Below are 19,675 nucleotides of genomic sequence, written 5' to 3' on the forward strand. Positions count from 1 at the left end.
GGCCGCCGGGCTGGACCCGGCGGTCCGCGCCGCCGCCCGGGCCCGGCTCGCCGCCGCCTCCGCCGCCGGTCTCGCGGTGGTGGTCGGGCTGGTCGCGCTGCTCGGTCCGCTGCTCGCCGGCCAGGTGGACGGCCGGCCGGTTGACCCGCGGCGGTACGTCGAGCCGCCGCAGGTCGAGACGCTGGACGAGAACCCGCTCATCCGGATCTCCGGCTGGGCGCTGAACCCGGGGCAGCAGCTGCTCGACGTGCGCACGCGACGGTCGGGCCCGCCGGGTCCCGTACCGGCCCCGGAACCGGGGGCGACCCCCGGGCCGGGCGCCGCCGACCGCCCGGTGCCGATCCGGCTGGCCGTGCTCAGCGACTACGACGGGGTGACCTGGCGGGTCGGCGCGACGTACCGCAACGCGGGGCGGATCCTGCCCGCGACGGCGCCGGCCCCGGACAGCACCGTGGAGACGGTACGGCAGGAGATCAGCGTCGCCGGGCTGAGCGGCCGGCTGCTGCCCGCCGTCGCCACCCCGCGCGAGGTCACCGGCGCCAGGGTGGCGTACGACCCGACGACCGGGACGCTGATCCGGCCGGAGGGCCTGACCCCGGGGCTGCGCTACAGCGTGACGTCGGCGATGGAGACGCCGGACGCCAACCTGCTCGGCACGGCGGACGTGCCGGCCGGCGAGGAGGTGGCCCGGGTGCTCCGGGTCGCCGACGGGGTGCCCGATCCGCTGCGCCGCCTCGCCGCCCAGCTCGCCGAGTCCAACGGCGCCCCGTACGCGCGGGCCGCCGCCGTGGAGCAGTTCCTCGCCGAGCACTACCGCCTCGTCGCGGACGCGCCGAGCGGGCACGCGTACCCGAACCTGAACTTCTTCCTCTTCGGGCCCCGCGACGCGGGCGGCCAGCGGGGCACCTCCGAGCAGTTCGCGGCGGCGTTCGCCGTGCTGGGCCGGCTGACCGGGCTGCCGACCCGGGTGGTGGTGGGCTTCCGCGCCGCCGGCGACGGGCCGGTCCGGGCCGGCGACGCGTACGCCTGGCCGGAGGTGCTCTTCGAGGGGCTGGGCTGGGTGCCGTTCGATCCGCTGCCCCGGCCCGACGAGGAGCCCCGCCCGGTGGAGGAGGACTTCCGGCCCGCCCCGGAGGATCCGCCCCCGTCGGAGGTGCCGGAGCCGACGGTCGAGCCGACCGCGTCTCCGGAGCCGGTGGCCGCGCCGGGCGGGCCGGCCGACTCCGGTGGACCGTCGGCGGCGCTGCTGGTCGGCAGCGGGACGGGCGGCATGCTGCTCCTGATCGTGGCCGCGCTGCTCACGCTGCTGCTGATGCGCCGGGCGCGGACCCGGGCGCGGCTGGAGCGGGGCGACCCCGGCCAGCGGATCGCCGGCGCCTGGCGGGAGGTCACCGACGCGCTGCGGCTGGCCGGTCACCCGGTCGGTGGGGACCTCTCCGCCTCCGAGGTCGCCGCCCACGCCCGCCGGGCCGTCGCCGACGCCCGCGACGCGACGCCCGGCTCCCCGCCCGCCCCGGCCGACGCCCGCCTGCCGCGCACCACGGCGGAGGTCGGGAACCTCGACGCGCGGGTGGACGAACTGGCCGGACTGCTCAACCAGACGGCGTTCGCCCCGGGCACGGCCACTGCGGAGCAGGCCGCCCGGGCCGTCACGACCGCCAGCGACTACGTGGCGGCCCTGCGCGCCGCCCGCCCCTGGTGGCGCCGCCTGGTCTGGTCCGTTCGCCCCGGTCCGCTGCGCTGGCGCCGATGAGCCTGCCCCCCGACGCGGCGGGATCCACCGCCATCGCTGCTTCCGGTTCCGGCCCCGGGGCAGCACGACACGCCGGAAGGCGAACGGCTTTCGTGCTGGCGGGCCGTGACACCATACCTCTGTCGTCCGTCGCGGCTCGTCGATGTTTCCGGAGTCACCCCGGCTGGGCTGACAGAGGCAGCGATGGCTGATGTCGACGCCGTCAGCCGACACCCTGGAGGGACCAGATGGTTTCAGGTCGACCGACCGCCCGGCCGTGGTTGCCGTACACCGCGGCCATCGTGGCCGGATTCGCGGTCATCGCGGCGGCCTACCTGATCGTCCGGCCGGCGGCGGACGCCGAGTGCACGCCGCTGGAGGTCAGCTCGTCGATCGAGAAGGACGTGCTGCTCGGCGAGCTGGCGGAACGCTACAACAAGAGCGATCGGCGGTTCGGCGGCCGGTGCGCCGTGGTGACCGTGCACGGCCTCGCCTCCGGCGCCTCGACGGACGCGCTGGCCGGCGACTGGGCGGTCAAGCAGCCCAACCTGCCACGGCCGCAGGTGTGGTTGCCGACGTCGAGCCTGTGGACGGGGCAGTTGAAGTTGCTGGACGAGGCCGCCGGACGCCCGGCGCAGACCCCCGGCCTATACCCGTCGATCGCCAACAGCCCGCTGGTGATCGCCATGCCGCAGCCGAAGGGGAAGCTCCTCCAGCAACAGGGTCCACTCGGCTGGGGTGAGGTCCTGGGCTCGTCCGGGCGAACGGGCTGGGCCGCCTTCGGTCGCCCCGACTGGGGGCGGTTCAGCTTCGGCAAGGTCAACCCGAACCTGTCCACCTCCGGGCTGGCGGCCACGATCGCGTCGTACTACGCGGCCATCAACCGGGCCAGCGACCTCACCGAGAGCGACCTCGCGAATCCGGCGGTGACCCAGTACGTCCGCCGCATCGAGGCCAACGTGTCCCACTACAGCGACGACATCGTGGACCTGTTGAAGGACCGCGCCGAGGCGGACCTGTCGGGGGCCGAGGCCCCGACGGACATGAGCGCGGTGGTGACGCAGGAGGAGTTGGTCTACCAGTACAACGAGGGGAAGCTGAGCCCCACCAGGGGCGAGAAGCCGAGGGTCCCGCTGGTCGCGCTGTATCCGAAGGAGGGCACGTTCAACCTCGACCACCCGTACGTGGTCCTCCCCTCGGCCAGCCCGGAGCAGCGTGACGCCGCCGCCGACTTCCTGGCGTTCCTCCAGGAGCCGCCGCAGCAGCAGAGCTTCAGCCGGCACGGGTTCCGCGACCACGAGCGGAACGCGTCCGGCCCGCTGATCGCCGCCGTCGGCGCGCGGGGTGCCGAGAACCTCACCTACTTCGACCCGCCGGATCCCGCCGTGGTCAAGGCGATCCTCACCGGCTGGGGCACGCTCCGCAAGAAGGCCAACATCCTCGTGGCCGTCGACACGTCCGGTTCGATGAACGCGAGAATCGGCGACCGGACCAGGTTCCAGGTGGCGACCAGGGCCGCCGCCAAGGGCTTCGGCCTCCTGAACTCCGAGGACAAGGTCGCGCTCTGGTCGTTCTCGTCGGAGACCCCACAGCGGCCGAAGTCGCCATACAGCCAGGAGGTCCGGCTGTCGCCCTTCGACCAGAAGGCGCTCGGCAGTGAGATCAACAATCTCCACGTCGAGGGCGGCACCGCGCTGTACGCCACCGTACGGGCGGCACACCGGCACATGCTCGACCACTACGACCAGTCCCGGATCAACGCGGTGGTCGTACTGACGGACGGCAAGAACGAGTACAACAAGGACAACGACCTCGCCCGGCTGCTCAAGGACGTCGCGTTGGACCCGGAACGACCGATCAAGATCTTCTGCATCGCCTTCGACGAGCAGTCCGACTTCGGGACGCTGGACCGCATCGCCAAGGCGTCCGCGGGCAAGGCGTTCGACGCCCGCGACCCGGCGAAGATCGACGACGCGTTCGTCAAGCTGGTCAGCAGCTTCTAGCGCCGCGCAACCGAGCTGCGCGGGCGGTGGGGCGGCGAACCGGATCCGCCCGGCCGGGGTTTCAGGAACGGAGGCGGCGGACGAGTTTGCGCAGGCCGGACTGCCAGCCGTCCGGGTCCTCCGCCTTGCGGCGGGCGTAGGCGGCGACCTCGGGGTGCGGGAGGATGAGGAAGCGCTCCTCGGCGAGGCCGGCGACCACCGCGTCGGCGACCTGGTCCGCGGTGAGCACCGCGCCGGAGGCGGCCACCACGCGGGCGCCCAGGTGCCCGGCGGCCAGCCCGTCGGCGAGCATGGGCGTGTCCACCCCCTGCGGGCACAACGCGCTGATCCGGACGCCCTGGTCGCGGTAGGTGACGGAGAGCCACTCGGCGAAGCCGACGGCGGCGTGCTTGGTCGTGGCGTACGGGGCGTCGCCGACCGAGGTCAGCACGCCCGCCGCCGAGCAGGTGTGCAGCAGGTAGCCGCCGCCCCGGGCGAGCATCGCCGGCAGCACCGCGCGGGCCGCGTAGACGTGGGAGAGCACGTTGACCCGCCAGGCGCGGTCCCAACCGGCGTCGTCGACCTCCATCCCGCCGCCGGAGGTGACGCCCGCGTTCGCGCAGAACAGGTCGATCCGCCCGTACCGCTGCTCGGTGTCGGCGACCAGCGCGCGGACCTGCTCCTCGTCGGTCACGTCCAGCCGGACGGCGTGGGCGAGCGGCCCGAGGCCGGCGGCGACCACGCGGGCCGCGTCGGCGTCGAGGTCGGCCACCACCACGGCGGCGGCGCCCTCGGCGGCGAAGCGGCGGGCCAGTGCGGAGCCGATGCCGCCGGCGCCACCGGTGATCACGACGACCCGGTCGGTGAGGTTCACCGCGCCTCACCCCCACCCAGTCGCGTGATCAGGTCGCCCAGCGCCGCCGCGCCACCGGCGGCGAGCTCGGGGGTGGGCAGCAGAGCCAGCACCGGCACGTCCACGCCGGCGTCGGCGTAGCGGCGGACCTGCTCGCGGCAGTGCTCCGGCGAGCCGTGCAGCACCAGCGCGTCGACCACCTCGTCGGGCACCGCCGCGCCCGCGCCGCGCCGGTCCCCGGCGGCCCAGGCCCGCCACATCGGCCCGAGCACCTCATCCCGGCCCAGCCAGCGGTGGAACTCGGCGTACGCGGGGACGGTGAGGTAGCTGGTGATCAGCCGGCGGCCCAGCGCGCGGGCGTGCGTGGCGTCCTCGGTCGGGCAGACGAAGATCCGGGCGACCACCTCGAAGCCGGGTCGCCGCTCGCCCACCTCGGCGAGCGCCCGCGGCACGTCGGCGGCGGCGAGCCAGTTGAGGATCACGCCGTCGGCCTCGGCGCCGGCCAGCCGCAGCATCCCGGGGCGCAGCGCGGCGAGCAGCACCGGCGGCGGCACGGCCGGCTTCCGGTCGAGGGTGAAGCGGCGCACGGTGAAGGTGTCGTACTCCTCGTCGACGGTCGCCCCGGAGAGCGCGGCGCGGAGGAACCGCAGCACGTCGCGGGTGCGCCAGAACGGCTCGTCGAACGGCACGGCGTTCCAGTTGCGGACGACGACCGGCGAGGACGCGCCGATGCCGAGCGCGAACCGGCCGGGGGCGGCGTCGGCGAGCGCCGCCGCGCTCATCGCGAGCAGGCCGGGGCCCCGGGTGAAGACCGGCGTGATCGCGGTGCCCAGGCGCAGCCGGGGCTGCCAGGCGGCGGCGAGCGCCAGCGGGGTGAACGCGTCCGCCCCGTTGACCTCGGAGGACCAGACGTCGGTGAAACCGGCCCGGTCGAGGGCCGCGTAGAGCGCGGCGTGCTCGGCGAGCGGGATGCCGTCCAGCGGCACGGTCATGCCCCAACGCGTCGTCATCGGTCGATCGTGCCCGCTCGGCGCGGCGCAGAGCAAGATCCCGTCGGGGATCCCACACGCATCGAAGCTGAGGGATGTGTACGCAGCGGCGGGAGCTACTCTCCATGCGTGACCTTCTCGCTCGTCGCCCGCTCGGCGGACGGCCGCCGGCACGGCGTCGTCGTGGCCAGCCGGTTCCTGGCCGCCGGCGCGCTGGTCCCGGCCGCCGAGGCCGAGGTCGGCGCGCTCGCCACCCAGGCCCACGTCAACCTCGCCTACCGCCCGCAGGGGCTGACGCTGCTGCGCACCGGGGTGACCGCGGCCGACGTGGTGGCCGGGCTGGTCGCCGCCGACCCCGACCGGGACCATCGCCAGCTCGGCGTGGTCGCCGCCACCGGCGCCGGCGCGACCTGGACCGGCCCCGCCTGCCACCCCTGGGCCGGGGGCCAGGCCGGGGACGGCTGGGCGACGCAGGGCAACATCCTGGCCGGCCCGCAGGTGATCGACGCGGTCCGGGACGCCTGGCTGGGCGGGGCGACGCTGCCGTTCCCCGACCGGCTGCTCGCCGCGTTGCGCGCCGGGGACCAGGCCGGCGGCGACCGGCGCGGCCGGCAGAGCGCCGGGCTGCTGGTGGTCGAGCGCGGCGGCGGGTACGACGGCACCGGCGACGTCCTGGTCGACCTGCGGGTCGACGACCACCCCGATCCGGTGACCGAGCTGGGCCGGCTGCTCGCGGTGCACACGCTGCTCTTCAGCCGGCCCGACCCGGCCACCCTGCTCGACCTGACGGGCGCGGTCGCCGCCGAGGTCGGCGCGCTGCTGGCCGCGCTCGGGCACCCGGTCGACCCGGCGCGACCGGAGGAGGCGCTCTTCTCCTGGGCCGGCCTGGAGAACCTGGAGGAGCGCCTGGTGCCCGGCCGCATCGACCCGGTCGTGCTGGAGCACCTGCGCAGGGCCGCCCCGCACGTGCCCGCCCCACGCCCGGAGGCCGACCCGCTGGGCGCCGACGCCTGACCTCCGCCAGGGGGCCGCGCCGGGCATTGCCGTGCGCGCGGCGGGCACGAACCCGGGCGGCCCGCGGGCCAGGCTCGCGAGCCCTGCCGGGATCAGCCGCCGAAGGAGAGCCAGCGGAAGCCGGCGGCGTCGACGACGGCCCGCTCGCGGTCGGTGAGGCCGGCCCGGCCGGTCGCCTTGCGGATCAGCGTGAGCCGGTCCCAGCCCAGCCCGGCCGGAACCGCCCGCCCGCCGGTGAGCAGGTCGGCGACGACCTCCGCCGCGCCGGGCGTCAGCCACGGCCGCCGGTCGAGCGCCGCCGCCAGGTCCAGGCCGTGCACGCCGACCTCCACCACGCGGGTACGCAGGAACTCGCCGAGCGCCATCGCGTCGCCGTGGCGGGTGCGTACCACCCGACCCGGCGGTGCGGCGTCGACGGCGTCGAGGGCGGCCCGCCAGGCCCGGTCGAAGTCGGCCACCAGGGCCGGACCGTCGAGTTCCCGGGCCTCCCGCCGGCCGGCGTCGACGCGGGCGGCGTCCACCGGCGCGGTGAACTTGGCAGCGCCGTAGTAGGCGGCGGCGTCGACCTGCGCGCGGGGCGGAGCAGGCGCGGCGAGCATGTCGACCAGCCGGCCCGCGCCGGTGCGCACGTGGGCCAGCAGTTCGCGTACGGTCCACGGCCGGCAGGCGGTCGGGCGGTCGAGATCCGCCTCGCCGACACCGCGCAGCACCTCGCCGAGCCGCTCGCACTCGTCGCGGAACGCCGTCCGTACGCCTTCCACGGTCCTCCCCCGTCCCGCACCTTCCGCCATCGACCCTCTCACACCGGGGTTCGCCCGTTTCGGCGTCGCCCCGGCGGGTACGCGCGGCCGGGCCGACGAGAGGAGCGCCAGGGATGGCCGGAATCATGCTGCGCAGCACCGCGTTCAACGACCACGACATGCTGCCGAGCCGCTTCTCGAAGGAGGGCGGCAACGTGTCGCCGCCGCTTCAGTGGGCGCAGGTGCCGGAGTCCGCGGCCGAGCTGGTCCTCTTCGTCGAGGACCCGGACGCGGGGCGGACGCCGTTCCTGCACTGGCTGGTCACCGGCATCTCGCCGAGCGCCGACGGGGCGCCGGAGGGCGGCGTGCCGCTGGGCGGTCGCGAGTGGCCCAACGACTTCGGCACGACCGGGTGGGGCGGCCCACACCCGCCCCAGGGCGACGATCCCCACCGGTACTTCTTCCGGCTCTACGCGCTGGACCGGCCGTTGGAGCTGCCCGAGACGCCGCGGGCGGACGAGGTGCACCGCCTGCTCGTCGAGCGGGACCTCGCGAGCGGGACGATGGTGGGCACCTATTCCCGCTGAGCGGGTCAGCCCTTGACCCGGGGCACCAGCCGGTGCACGGCCGCGAGCACCAGCGCCATCACCACGCCCATCGTGCCGGCGATCCCGGCGGCGCTGCCGGCGTACCCGACGAGGAGCGGCCGGCGGGCCAGCTCGCTGGGCGGGGTGCCGCGCAGGTCGACCAGCCAGGCGAGGGCGAAGCCGCAGGCGACCACCGCCAGGACGCCGCCGACGCCGAGCACCGTGGCGGCGACCCGGTGGGCGTCGGCCGACTCCACCTGCGCCTGCTCCCGCTGGGTGATCAGCAGCACCAGCCCGGCCAGCGCCGCCCAGACCCCGACCACCAGGAACGCGGCCACCGCGTCGCTGGGCCGGTGCCAGCCGGCGGAGAGGGTGGCCACCCCGGCGATCGCGGCGTAGCCGGCGCCGAGGAACGCGCCGAAGACCCGTACCGTGCGCGGCAGGACGAGCACCAGGGCCACCGCGACCGACGCGGCGACCGTGGCGTGCCCGCTGGGCAGGCTGTTGCCGGCGTAGATCCGTTCGGGGTCGATGCCGAAGTCGGGCCGGGCCAGGCCGAACTTGAGCAGCTGGGTGGTGGCGTTGGCGCCGGCGATCAGCAGGGTGGCCGTGACGGCCAGGGCGATCCGGCCCCGGATCAGGGCGATGAAGCCGATCACCGCGGTCGCCGCCAGCAGCGAGACGACCGACATGGCGTTGAGGATCCGGTCCACCGGACCGTCGATGCGGTCCTGCCCGATCCGGTTGCCGGTCAGGGCGACGGTGTCGATCCACTGGCCGATCTCGACGTGCACGGCGACCCGCCAGACCGCGATGAAGGCCGCCGCCTGGACGATCGCCAGGACGACCAACCAGACCGCGGTCCAACCCCTCGGCGTCGCTCGCACCCGCACACCGTAGCGGCAGGCGCGGCCCGGTCGGCGGGTGGCCTGTCGTTCGGGGACGGCTAGGTTGGTGGCGGACGTGAGGAGGGTGCGGTGACGCGTACACCGGAGCGTGCGGCGGCCCCGACGGACCGGCCGGAGACGCTCGCGGACCTGCTCGGCGGGCGCCGGGGCGCGGTCGACGCCAGCCTGCCGCCGGTGGCGTTCGCGATCGGTTGGCTGCTCGGTGGGCACTCGCTGTGGGGCGGGGTGGGCGCGGCGGTGGTGGCCGGCGCCGCGCTGGCCGGCTGGCGGCTGCGCCGGGGCGACCGGCCGCGTTCGGTGCTGGTCGGGCTGCTGGCCGTCTGCGTGGCCGCGCTGGTCGCGTTGCGCACCGGTCGCGCCGAGGACTTCTTCCTCGTCCAGTTGCTGTCCAACGCGGCGAGCACCCTCGCCTGGGTGGTCAGCGTCGTGGTGCGCTGGCCGCTGCTCGGGGTGGTGGTGGGCGCCGCGCTGGGCCAGCGGACCCGGTGGCGGCGGGATCCGGCGCTGCTGCGGGCGTACGGCCGGGGTAGCTGGGTCTGGGCGGCGTCGTACGTGCTGCGGGTGGCGGTGTTCCTGCCGCTGTGGCTCGGCGGCCAGGTGGTCGCGCTGACGGTGGCCCGGGTCGCGCTGTCCTGGCCGCTGGTGGCGGCGGTGCTCGCGGTGAGCTGGGTGGTGGTGCGCCGGTCGCTGCCGGCGGGTCATCCGGGGCTGCGTCACCCGGTCGTCCCGGCCCCGGCTGCGGCGGAGCCGGCGGGAAAGTAAGGGAGAGGCCGCCACGGGGGGAGCGGCCTCTCCGGTGACGTACGTTACTCCGTCCCGGCCCCGCGCGTGATCCCGTGGTGGCCGGTTTTTCGGGCGTTTTCGCGCCCGGTGCATATCCGGGTGTGGTGGGGTGGGCCGGCTGCCCCGCTGCGTCGGCCGGTTGACCGGCCCACCCCGGCCTGACCGTGGGAGTCAGGCCGTCCGCCGACCGGGCGTCTGCGTTCCCCCAGGCCCGGTCGGTCCCCGGGTGGGCGGGCCGCGCCGCCCACCCGGAGGAGTCGGGTCAGCCGTTGGGGAACAGCTTGCCGTAGTCGGCGTACGCCATGGCGACGTCCGCCTGGGCCCAGAACCGGTGGTACTTGAACTCCGGCTCGGGGCCGCCGTCCAGGTACGCCTGGACCTTCGGCCAGGCCGGGTCGTTCTTGTAGAAGGAGCGGATGTCGACGAAGCTCTTGCCCGCGGCGATGGCGTCACCGTTGGGCATCGTCCCCGTCCAGCCGGGCGGCACGTAGAGGCCCTGACCGGTGCTGGCGTCGTAGACGTCGTCGAAGCGGCGGTAGTCGCCGCGCTTCTCCACCGTGGAGACGCCCTGGGCGTCGCTGGCCGCGTGCAGCGCGTCCAGCAGCCCCTTGGCGGTGTTCTTCGCCGCCACGTTGCCCGACTTCGCCGCGTACGCGATGAGGGTGCGGGCGTAGGCGGCGGCGATGCCGACGTCCTGGCCCTTCACCGTGACCTCGACGTGCAGGTTGGTGTTGGGCTGCGGGTTGGCCGGGTTCCAGGTGGTCGGCTGGCCGGTCCACTTCATGTCCGACGGGATCGACCAGTTGGTGCCCAGCGTGGTGTTGGCGATGGCCCACGGCACCCACTTGTCCAGCAGGGCCTTGGCCTTGGCGTTGCCGGTCTCCAGGTACAGCTCGGCGATGCGCTGCATCGACCAGGCCTGCATCCCGAACCACTGGTTCGACGGCGGGTCGTTGTAGACCGGGTCGACGTCGTAGTACATGCCGTAGAAGGTCGACGTGCCGGCCGGGGGCTGGCCGTAATTGCCGCCCCAGCTGTTGGTCGCGCCGCCGGCGATGCCGCCCTCGGCGGACTGGAGCCAGGTGTAGAACTCCAGCTGCCGCTCCAGGCTCTTGGTCCAGTCGGTGACCGCGGTCGGCGACTTCGGCTTGAGCTCGCTGACGTTGGTCAGCGCCCATGCCGCGAACGGGTTCTGGTAGCCGAAGTGGTTGTGGCTGGAGCCGATCCGCCACGACCAGTTCTGGTTCGGCTCGTACGCGCCGCCCCAGGCGTAGTACCAGGACATCAGGTAGTGCGCCGAGTCCTTGCCGGTGCCGGCCGGGCAGGCGGCGGCCCCGACGCAGTTGCCGATCTTCTTGAAGTACTTGTCGAACATGGCGTAGCGCAGGTAGTCACCCATCTTCGCGGCCTTGGCCACGGTGGCCGCCACGTCGGCCTCCTTGCCCTGCTCCTTGGCCCAGGTCAGGGCCCAGTACGCCGCCTGCACGGCGCGGGCGTCGGCGTCGGGGGCGTTGGTGTACTTCCACTGCTTCGCCGGCGCGTTCGCCTCCTTGATGAACAGGTCGAGGTAGCCCTTGGAGCCGCCGTGGGCGAAGGTGTCGCAGGACGGCTGCGGCACGGTCTCCCACACCGACTCCTGGGTGCCCCGCTGGAAGGTGTTGATGTACGCCGGCCGGGTGGTGCCGTCACCGCAGCGACCGAAGCCGTACGTGTTGTCCACGTCGAGCAGCCAGTGCATGCCGTAGATGTCGCCGGTGCCGTAGGTGGACTGCAGCTCCGCGCGCAGCGGGTCCTGGCCGACCGGCACGGACGGCTCCAGCTGTGACGGGTACTGGCTGGGCAGGTCGTGCTCGGCGGCGTACTGCGGGGTGCCGGCCGCGCCCGCCGTGGGCTGGTCGGCGTGCGACGGGATGATGTACTTCTCCATCACGGTCCAGGCGTTGTTGAACGGCGCCCAGTTCTGGGTCACCCGCCCGTACTGGGCCTCCAGCCAGAGCCAGAAGCTGAACGCCTCGGAGGTCGTCTCGTGGCCGTGGTCGGGCGCCTCGACGATCAGCGTCTCGATGGAGTGGTACGGCACGCCCTCGGGGCTGAAGTAGCCCGAGTTCTTGATCTTGCCGTACTGGTCGAGGAACCGCTTGACGTAGGTGTCGTCCCCGCCGCCGTTGTCGTTGTCGATCTCGGTGGCGGTGATCGCCAGCGGCGCGTAGCCGGTGGCCGAGGCGGTCAGGGTGGCGGTGCCGCCGAGCGTGTCGGCGTCCTCCGCCGCCGCGACGGTCACGTTCACCCCGGTGTTCCAGTTGCTCGGGGTCAGCGTCGCCGAGGCCGGCGAGACGGTGATGTCGGTGTCGCCGGTGCGGGCGAGGGAGACCGGCACGTTGGCCGCCGGCGCGGCGCTGAGCTTGAGGTTGACCGTGGAGCTGCCGCCCTCGGCCACGCTCACCGCGGACGGGGTGGCGACCAGCACCGGCCCGGACGCCGCCGTGACGGTGAAGGACTTCTCCGCGGTGGCGGTCAGGTTCGCGTTGTCGTACGCCTTGGCCTGCACGGTGTACGCGCCGGCGGGCAGGTCCTCCAGCGTGTAGCCGTACGGGGCGGTGGTGTCGGTGTTGACCAGCAGGCCGTTGCGGTAGAACTCGACCTTGCTGATCGTCCCGTCCGGGTCGCTGGCGGTGGCGCTCAGCGGCACGTCGGCGGGGGCCTCGAACGGGCCGGCCGGCACGCTCAGCCCGACCGTCGGCGGCTGCTGCTGCGTGCCGCCGCAGGTCACGCCGTTGACCGAGAAGGACGTCGGCTTCGCGTTGGTGCCGCTGTGCGTGCCGTTGAAGCCGATGCTGGTCGAGGCGCCGGCGCCGAGGCCGCCGTTCCAGGACTCGTTGGTGGCCGTGACCTGGTTGCCGGTCTGGCTCCACTTGGCCGACCAGCCCTGGGTCACCTTCTGGTCGCCGGGGAAGGCGAACTTCAACGTCCAGCCGTTGATCGGGTCGCCGAGGTTCTTGATGGTGACGTTGGCGGTGAAGCCGTTGCTCCAGTCGCTGGTCGCGTAGACCACGTCGCAGGCGGGGGCGGCCTGTGCGGCGCCGGCCGGCAGGGTCACCCCGCCGACGACGAGCGCGGCGGCGGCGACCATCGCCAGGCGGCGACGTCTTGCCAGTCTTCTCATGTGCGCGGTGTCTCCTCGGACCTGGCCGGGGACGAAGGGCCCCGGCGGGGCGCCCTCCCGCGAACGGGGTCCCGGGCGCCCGGGATGGTGGTCGCCCCGGCCCGAGGCCGGGGTGCGGCGGGCGGCGCCCCTGCGGGGCGGCGACTCCGCCGACTGCGTCGGATGCCGTACCGGAGACACCGGCTGCCCTCGGCGACCCACGCTTGCGCGATCTGGCTCCGCGTCGCGGTGGCGACAGTGTGCCACGCATGGAAGCGCTCCCACAATGGGCGACGACGGACTAAAGCAGCAACATGTTTCGATCTCGTTCTGGGGCTTTCACAAAGCCGTGACGGGCGTTACAGTCGCAGCATCGTCGATGGGAGCGCTTCCATCGACGGAGTTCCAACTAGAAGATCACCCGGGGCCCGTCGACGCGGAGCCCGGGGAGTCAGCCCGAGGGCTGACGGCGGGCCAGCCCGGACACCGCCGTCAGCCATCCCCGCCAACATGGAGGGAGGTGGATCCTCTAGCCACTCGCGTGGCCCGGCTCCCGCGCGACACGCACGACAGGACGCCAATTCCGCCCGTGCGCGTGCAGCAACGGTGGGGACGGGGGTTGCCCTCCCCCGTCCCCACACTAAACCCCCTTTCACGATGGGAAAAGAGGCCGACGGGACTGGCCGTGTCGCCGTTCCGACCGGCCTCGTCCGCTGTCCGCCCGTACCGCCCGGTCGACGCCCCGCGCCCCGGCGCCCCGGCGTCCCGCGGCCCGGCCACCCGAGCGCCGGCGCGCCGCCCACCCCAGCCCGCGCTCCCGCACCGCCGCCACGGGCGCACGACACACCCCTGCGCCATCCCCGGTCGCGTCCGCGCGGTCGGCCGGGCGGACGCGACCGGCCGGCGGGTCCTGCCCTATGCTGGGAGCGCTCCCGGCCCGCGGTGGCCACGCAGACCATGAGGAGAACCGATGTCGATGCCCACCCCGCGCCCGCCCCACGGCGCCGCCCCCTCCGCCACCGCCCCGACCGGCACCGGACCGGACGCCGCCGGCGCGGCGGCGGGCGACGGGATCCCGTCCGACGCCCCCGCGTCGCGGACCGACGAGACGCCCGCCGGCGGGCTGCGCTTCCCCCCGGGCTTCGGCTGGGGCGCGGCCACCTCCGCCTACCAGATCGAGGGCGCGGCCAAGGAGGACGGCCGGGGCGAGTCCGTCTGGGACACCTTCAGCCGCACGCCGGGCCGCACCCGCAACGGCGACACCGGCGACGTCGCCGCCGACCACTACCACCGGTACGCAGAGGATCTGGACCTGATGCGCGACATCGGGCTGGGCAGCTACCGGTTCTCCATCTCCTGGCCACGGGTGCAGGCCGACGGCACCGGCGCACCCAACCAGCGCGGGCTCGACTTCTACCGCCGCCTCGTCGACGGGCTGCACGAGCGGGGCATCGCGCCGATGGCGACGCTGTTCCACTGGGACCTGCCGCAGGCCCTCCAGGAGGCCGGCGGCTGGGAGTCGCGCGACGTCGCCCACCGGTTCGCCGACTACGCCGAGATCGTCTTCCGCGCGCTCGGCGACCGGGTGCCGGTCTGGCTGACCGTCAACGAGCCGAAGACGGTGGTGCAGAACGGCTACCTCGAAGGGCACCACGCCCCGGGCCGGCAGGACCCCGCCGCCGCGTACCTGGTCGCCCACCACCTCCACCTGGCCCACGGGCTCGCCGTCGCGGCGCACCGCGCCACCGGCTCCGGCCGGATCGGCCCGGCACTCAACCTGCACCCCTGCTACCCGGCCGACGACTCGCCTGAGGCGGCCCGCGCCGCCCGGCTCTACGACGGCTACGAGAACCGCCTCTACCTCGACCCGATCCTCACCGGCCGCTACCCGCAGGACGTGCTGGACGACCTCGGCCCCGACAGCCGCCTGGTGCGCGGCATCCGCGACGGGGACCTGGCGACCATCTCCGCGCCGGTCGACCTGCTCGCCGTGCAGTACTACACGCCGTACTACGTCACCGGCGACGGCGCGACGACCGGGCGCTGGCCCACCTCCCAGGCCTCCTGGCAGCAGATCCACCCCGACGGGATGTACGACATCCTGACCCGGGTGACCCGCGACTACGGCCCGATCCCGCTGACCGTCACCGAGAACGGGCTGCCCACCCCGGACACCCTCGCCGCCGACGGCACGATCGACGACGCCGGGCGGGTGACCTTCCTGCGCGACCACCTCGCCGCCGTCCACCGGGCCATCGCCGACGGCGTGCCGCTGGAGAGCTACCACGTCTGGTCCCTGCTCGACAACTTCGAGTGGGACGCGGGGTACGACGAGCGCTGGGGCCTCGTCTACGTGGACTACCAGACCCAGCGGCGCGTGCTCAAGCGCAGCGCGCACTGGTACCGCCAGGTCATCGCCGCCAACGGTCTCTGACCGTCCCGGCACCGTCCATCCCGCCGCCGGGGTGGACGGTGCCGGCGCGCCCGCCGGGCGGGCGCGCCGATCCGGTCAGCGGGGCAGGGCCTGCTGGAGCTCCGCCCGCAGCGCCGGGGTGAGCATGTCCCCCGCCTGCTTGGCCAGCCGCGCCATCTCGTAGCCGACCACGCCGATGTCGGCGTCCGAGCCGGCCAGCGTGGCCAGGATGGACCCGTCGCGCACCTGCATGACCAGGAAGTAGCCGCGCCCCATCTCGACGACCGTCTGCTTGACGATGTCCCCGTCGAACATCTGCGCCGCGCCGGCGGTGATGCTCATCAGCCCCGAGGTCACCGCGGCGAGCTTGTCGGCGTGGTCCCGGGGCAGGTGGTCGGAGATCGCGACCAGCAGGCCGTCGGAGGAGACCACGATGGCGTGCACCACCCCCGGCACCCGCTCCGCGAACCCGCTGACCAGCCAGCTCAGGTCGCGGGCCTCCCGGCTCAACGTCGTCATCGCTGTCCCCCTTCGGTGCGTACGCCGCCCGGCGGCGTGGAAATATCCGTGGTGTCCTCGGCCTCGGCCCGCCGTACCCCGCTGTAGAGCCGGGACAGCATTCCCCCGACCGCCTCCGGGTCCAGGTCGTGGCGCGCCGCCGGCTGCTCCGGCCGCCCCGGCCGGGTGACGGCGGAGAGCTGCGCCATGGGCACCCGGACGGGCAGGCCGCGCTCGTTGGTCCCGCCGGTGACCGGGACGGCCGGCGGCGTGGGCGAGGTCTGCGGTGCCGGACCGGGCGAGGGCCCCTGCCGGGACCACCAGCCCCCACCAGTCGACGCGGGCGGCCGGGTCGGGGCGAGCACGTCCTCGGCCCGGACCGGGACCGACCGGGCCTGCCGGGGCGGGAGGTCGGACCGCCCAGCCACCGGCAGCTCGCGCGCCGGCCGCGCGCCGCCCCACACCGGCGGCCGCCCGGCCACCGGCAGCTCGCCGGGCGACGGCACACCGTCCCAGGCCGCGCCGCCCGCCGCGGCGGTCAGCATCCGGGTCGGGGCGGGCGCCTCCGCCAGCAGGTCGCCGGGCAGCCGCACCCGGGCGACGAGGCCGTCCTCGCCGCCGTCCAGGCGCACCTCGACGCCGAGCCGGGCGGCCAGGTGGCTGACCACGAAGAGGCCCATCCGCTCGACCGCCGCCACGTCGGCGGCCGGCGGGGTGGCGAGGACGGCGTTCGCCTCGGCCAGGGCGGCCGGGGTCATGCCGAGCCCCTGGTCGCTGATCGCGATGACCGCGCCGGCGCCCTCGGCCCGGGCGGTGACCGCCACGACCGTGTCCGGACGGGAGAAGGAGGTCGCGTTCTCCAGCAGCTCGGCGAGGACGTGGACCAGCTCACCGACGGCGTGGCCGACGACGTGCAGGTCGGCGACGGCCCCGTGCCGCACCCGCTGGTACTGCTCGATCTCGGCGCTGGCGGCGAGCAGCATCGCGCCGAGCCCCACCGGCCGGTTCCACCGGCGGGTCGACTCGCTCCCGGCGAGCACCAGCAGGCTGTCGTCGTTGCGCCGCATGCGGGCGGCCAGGTGGTCGAGCTTGAAGAGGTTCTCCAACTGGTCCGGGTCGCTCTCCTCGCGCTCCAGGTCGTCGAGCAGCTCCAACTGGCGCTCCACGAGCACCTGGCTGCGCCGGGCGAGGTTGACGAACATCGCGTTGACGTTGCGCCGGGTGGTCGCCTGTTCGACGGCGACGTTGACCGCGCTGCGGTGCACCGCCACGAACGCCTCCGCCAGCTCGCCGATCTCGTCGAGCGAGCGGACCACCGCCGGCGGGACCTCGATCGCGGGCACGCCCCCGGTCACCGTACGCAGCCGGTCGAGGGCGTCCGGCAGCTCCAGCTGGGCGATGCGCAGCGCCTGGCCGCGCAGCAGCCGCATCGACCGGGCGATGGAGCGGCCGACGAGGACGGAGATGAGCAGGGCGACCAGCAGCACCGTGACGATGCTGCCGACGACCAGCAGCGTGGTCCGCAGCTGCGTCGCGCTCACCTCGTCGGCCTGCCGTACGGCGTCGTCGAGCACCGACGCCTCGATCCGACGGAGCAGCTCCTGACGCTGCTCGCCGGCCGCCCACCACTGTGGAGCCGGCAGCACGGTCGGCGCGGCGGCGCCGGTCGGCAGGCTCTGCTCCTCCAGCCGGGTGGCCGCCAGGAAGGCCTGGTCCACCGAGGCCTCGTCGTAGCGGCGGACCTGGTCGGCGGTGGCGACGACCCGGAACGCGCCCAGCGCGGTCAGCTGCTGGGCACGCAGGTCGGTCAGGAGCACCTGGTCCTCCACGCCGTACCGGCCGGCGCGGGCGGCCTCGTAGAGCTGGGCCCGGACCCGCGAGGAGAGCTCCTTGACCCGGGCGAGCTGCACGTAGCGCAGCACCGCGTCGCTGAGGGCGGGCCGGTCCTCGCCCGGCGAGGGCTCGGCGAGGAGGCGGAGCAGCGCGTCGACGGCCCGGTGGTAGTTGCTCAGGATGGTGTCGCTGCCCAGCACCGCCGGGGAGATCGCGGCCCGGATGTAGGCGACCTGGTCGTAGGCCTCGAGCACCTCCGAGTAGGCGACCCGCCAGGACGCGTCGGCGTCGGCCAGCGGCTCGGCGGCCCGGCGCAGGTCGCGCAGCGCCTGGTCGGTGGCGCCCTGCAACGGCTTCAGCACCATGATCGCCGCGTCCCGGTCGCCGCCCGCGCCGCCGCGGCGCAGCTCGCCCAGCTCACCGGCGGCCCGGTCGCGTTCCTGCTGGAGCTGGTGCACCAGCGCGACGATCTCCCGGCCGATGCCCACCTGCTGGGCGAAGTCGCCCAACGCGGTCGTCCGGCCGACCAGGGTGTGGGTCTGCACGCCGGCCAGCACCAGGAACGCGACCGACGGAATGACCAGCACGGTGACGAGCTTGGTGCGCATCCGCCAGTCCCGCAGCCGGAACGGGGAGCGACGGCGGTGCGGCACGACCCGGACGTCGAACCGGCGCCGGCGGTGCTGCGACACCCCGTCGTCGGACGGTTCCGGACCTGCCACACCTGCCTCCCCCTGTCCCGCGTCCGCCGCGAGCCGGGGAGCGGAGTCCATCCAACCAGGCCCGGAGGCTGTGTCAACGGGGCGGGCTGAGGTGCGACTCAGGAGGGTGAGGCGGCCTCGTCCGTCCGGACGATGGCGGCGAGCCGGGAGGCGTCACCGACGCGGCCCAGCGCCACGAGCGCCGCGCCGCTCGCCCCGACCTCCGGGTTGCGCCCGTACCAGACCGGCCGCGGCGCGAGGGCCGCGGCGAACGTCGTACGCCACCAGCGCGAGGCCGCCACCGCTCCCCCGCCGAGCACCACCTCGACCGGCCCGTCCACGCTGGACTCCAGCACGACGAGGTCGTCGGCGACGAGGTCGCACAGGCCCCGCATCAGCCCGGCCAGGATCTCCACCGCGGTGGTGCCGAAGCTCAGGCCGCCCAGCGTGCCCGAGCCGGCCGGGGCCGTCCCGGGCGGCCGGTCCCCGCCGAAGCGGACGTTCACCGGCAGGCCCCTGCCGTGCGGCACCCGGGCCAGGGCGGCCTCCAGCTCGGTGCCCTCGGGCAGCCGCAGCTCCCGGTCGGCCCAGGCGAAGAGGTTGCCGCCGGAGGAGTACGCGGCGCCGGTCACCACGTGGTCGTGGTCGACCCGGTAGCGCCAGAGCTCCTCGGGCAGCGGCGGCATGGCCTGCCCCGCCGGGACGCGCTGCACCAGCCGGACCGCCGCCGACGTGCCGACCGTCACCGCGACCCGGCCCGGCTCGACGCAGCCCGAGCCGACGTTCGACGCCGCGCCGTCGCCCACGGGGCCGGCCCAGGGCGCGTCGGTGAGCTGCGGCCAGCGCCGCGCGTACGCGGGCCGCAGCCGACCCCGCCACTGTGTCGGGGCCAGCTCGGGCAGCTCGTCGGCGCGGCTGCCGGCCAGCGCGCACGCCTCGGCGTCCCAGTCCAGCGTCCGCAGGTCCAGCAGGCCGGTGCCGGAGGCCTGGGAGATCGACATGGGTGCCGAGCCGAGCAGCTCGCCCAGCACGTACTCGGCCAGGCCGGCGAACCGGGCGACCCGGCCGCCGGTGTGCTCCCGCAGCCAGGGCAGCCGCACCGACCAGTAGCAGCGGTGCCACCACGTGCCGGTGCGCCGGTGGAAGTCCACCGGGTCGGCCGGGCCGCCCGCCCCGGCGGGCACCTCGGGGCGGGTGTCCAGCCAGGTCAGCACCGGCCCGAGGGGCGCGCCGTCGGCGCCGAGCGGGAGCACCGAGTGCCACTGCGCGGACGTCGCCACCAACGACACGTCGCGCAGGTGCCCGCCGGCGGCCAGCTCGTCCAGGCACTGCGCGAGGCAGGCCAGGTAGCCGGGGCCGTCCAGGGTGCCGGTGCCGTCGTCGCGCACGACGAGGCTCACCCTGCGCCGGGCCAGCGCGCCGGGCAGCGGGCGGGCGTCCGTGTCCAGCACTAGTCCGCGTACCGAGGAGGTGCCCAGGTCGAGCGCGAGAATGTTCATC

The 19,675-nt window shown here is 74.9% G+C and carries 14 protein-coding genes; 6 read left to right on the top strand and 8 right to left on the bottom strand.

Annotated features, from left to right (window positions below; genetic code table 11):
• The coding region (locus tag AB0G13_RS15600; RefSeq protein WP_357874358.1) for a transglutaminaseTgpA domain-containing protein at positions 1–1,753 on the top strand (1,753 nt) is incomplete at its 5' end.
• Between the two features lie 227 nt (positions 1,754–1,980).
• Complete coding sequence (locus AB0G13_RS15605; protein WP_357874361.1) at positions 1,981–3,735, top strand: extracellular solute-binding protein; 1,755 nt, start codon at positions 1,981–1,983, stop codon at positions 3,733–3,735.
• A 61-nt stretch (positions 3,736–3,796) separates the two neighbouring features.
• On the opposite strand, the gene AB0G13_RS15610 is transcribed toward AB0G13_RS15605, so the two are convergent.
• On the bottom strand, positions 3,797–4,588 hold the full coding sequence (locus tag AB0G13_RS15610; RefSeq protein ID WP_357874364.1) for an SDR family oxidoreductase: 792 nt from the start codon (positions 4,586–4,588) through the stop codon (positions 3,797–3,799).
• Positions 4,585–5,559, bottom strand: coding sequence for an LLM class F420-dependent oxidoreductase (locus AB0G13_RS15615; RefSeq protein ID WP_357874468.1), 975 nt, complete (start codon positions 5,557–5,559; stop codon positions 4,585–4,587). The genes AB0G13_RS15610 and AB0G13_RS15615 overlap by 4 nt, the downstream gene beginning before the upstream one ends.
• Before the next feature lie 126 nt (positions 5,560–5,685).
• On the opposite strand from AB0G13_RS15615, the gene AB0G13_RS15620 reads away from it, so the two are divergent.
• Entirely contained in the window at positions 5,686–6,570 is an 885-nt protein-coding gene (locus AB0G13_RS15620; protein WP_357874367.1) for a DUF1028 domain-containing protein, read from the top strand.
• Between the two features lie 92 nt (positions 6,571–6,662).
• On the opposite strand, the gene AB0G13_RS15625 is transcribed toward AB0G13_RS15620, so the two are convergent.
• Entirely contained in the window at positions 6,663–7,361 is a 699-nt protein-coding gene (locus tag AB0G13_RS15625) for a maleylpyruvate isomerase N-terminal domain-containing protein (protein ID WP_357874369.1), read from the bottom strand.
• An 83-nt stretch (positions 7,362–7,444) separates the two neighbouring features.
• Here AB0G13_RS15625 and AB0G13_RS15630 point away from each other — a divergent pair, with 83 nt between their 5' ends.
• The gene (locus AB0G13_RS15630) at positions 7,445–7,897 is read left to right on the top strand and encodes a YbhB/YbcL family Raf kinase inhibitor-like protein (protein WP_357874371.1); all 453 of its coding nucleotides are present in this window, start codon (positions 7,445–7,447) and stop codon (positions 7,895–7,897) included.
• Positions 7,898–7,902: 5 nt separating this feature from the next.
• Here the strand turns inward: AB0G13_RS15630 and AB0G13_RS15635 are convergent, their stop codons facing one another.
• Complete coding sequence (locus tag AB0G13_RS15635; protein ID WP_357874374.1) at positions 7,903–8,790, bottom strand: phosphatase PAP2 family protein; 888 nt, start codon at positions 8,788–8,790, stop codon at positions 7,903–7,905.
• Positions 8,791–8,874: 84 nt separating this feature from the next.
• Between AB0G13_RS15635 and AB0G13_RS15640 the strand changes: the two genes are divergently transcribed.
• Complete coding sequence (locus tag AB0G13_RS15640) at positions 8,875–9,567, top strand: DUF3159 domain-containing protein (RefSeq protein WP_357874376.1); 693 nt, start codon at positions 8,875–8,877, stop codon at positions 9,565–9,567.
• 283 nt (positions 9,568–9,850) lie between these two features.
• On the opposite strand, the gene AB0G13_RS15645 is transcribed toward AB0G13_RS15640, so the two are convergent.
• Positions 9,851–12,742 carry a glycoside hydrolase family 48 protein gene (locus AB0G13_RS15645; protein ID WP_357874470.1) on the bottom strand — a complete coding sequence of 964 codons (2,892 nt, stop codon included), beginning with the start codon at positions 12,740–12,742 and terminating at the stop codon, positions 9,851–9,853.
• Positions 12,743–13,700: 958 nt separating this feature from the next.
• Here AB0G13_RS15645 and AB0G13_RS15650 point away from each other — a divergent pair.
• The gene (locus tag AB0G13_RS15650) at positions 13,701–15,164 is read left to right on the top strand and encodes a GH1 family beta-glucosidase (RefSeq protein ID WP_357874379.1); all 1,464 of its coding nucleotides are present in this window, start codon (positions 13,701–13,703) and stop codon (positions 15,162–15,164) included.
• 75 nt (positions 15,165–15,239) lie between these two features.
• Here AB0G13_RS15650 and AB0G13_RS15655 read toward each other — a convergent pair whose 3' ends face one another.
• From AB0G13_RS15655 to AB0G13_RS15665, 3 genes are all read right to left on the bottom strand, one after another.
• Complete coding sequence (locus tag AB0G13_RS15655; protein WP_357874472.1) at positions 15,240–15,653, bottom strand: roadblock/LC7 domain-containing protein; 414 nt, start codon at positions 15,651–15,653, stop codon at positions 15,240–15,242.
• 5 nt (positions 15,654–15,658) lie between these two features.
• Positions 15,659–18,196 carry a nitrate- and nitrite sensing domain-containing protein gene (locus AB0G13_RS15660; protein WP_357874382.1) on the bottom strand — a complete coding sequence of 846 codons (2,538 nt, stop codon included), beginning with the start codon at positions 18,194–18,196 and terminating at the stop codon, positions 15,659–15,661.
• A 98-nt stretch (positions 18,197–18,294) separates the two neighbouring features.
• Positions 18,295–19,674, bottom strand: coding sequence for a gluconokinase (locus AB0G13_RS15665; RefSeq protein ID WP_357874384.1), 1,380 nt, complete (start codon positions 19,672–19,674; stop codon positions 18,295–18,297).
• Position 19,675 lies beyond the last annotated feature (1 nt).

Origin of the sequence: Micromonospora sp. NPDC023633 (assembly GCF_040640035.1) — a bacterium.
Taxonomy (GTDB): domain Bacteria; phylum Actinomycetota; class Actinomycetes; order Mycobacteriales; family Micromonosporaceae; genus Micromonospora.

Bases quoted from the DNA above. Each gene is read 5' to 3' on its own strand.
- AB0G13_RS15605 (WP_357874361.1), top strand. From the start codon at position 1,981: ATGGTTTCAGGTCGACCGACCGCCCGGCCGTGGTTGCCGTACACCGCG.
- AB0G13_RS15615 (WP_357874468.1), bottom strand. From the start codon at position 5,559: ATGACCGTGCCGCTGGACGGCATCCCGCTCGCCGAGCACGCCGCGCTC.
- AB0G13_RS15625 (WP_357874369.1), bottom strand. From the start codon at position 7,361: ATGGCGGAAGGTGCGGGACGGGGGAGGACCGTGGAAGGCGTACGGACG.
- AB0G13_RS15630 (WP_357874371.1), top strand. From the start codon at position 7,445: ATGGCCGGAATCATGCTGCGCAGCACCGCGTTCAACGACCACGACATG.
- AB0G13_RS15650 (WP_357874379.1), top strand. From the start codon at position 13,701: ATGTCGATGCCCACCCCGCGCCCGCCCCACGGCGCCGCCCCCTCCGCC.
- AB0G13_RS15665 (WP_357874384.1), bottom strand. From the start codon at position 19,674: ATGAACATTCTCGCGCTCGACCTGGGCACCTCCTCGGTACGCGGACTA.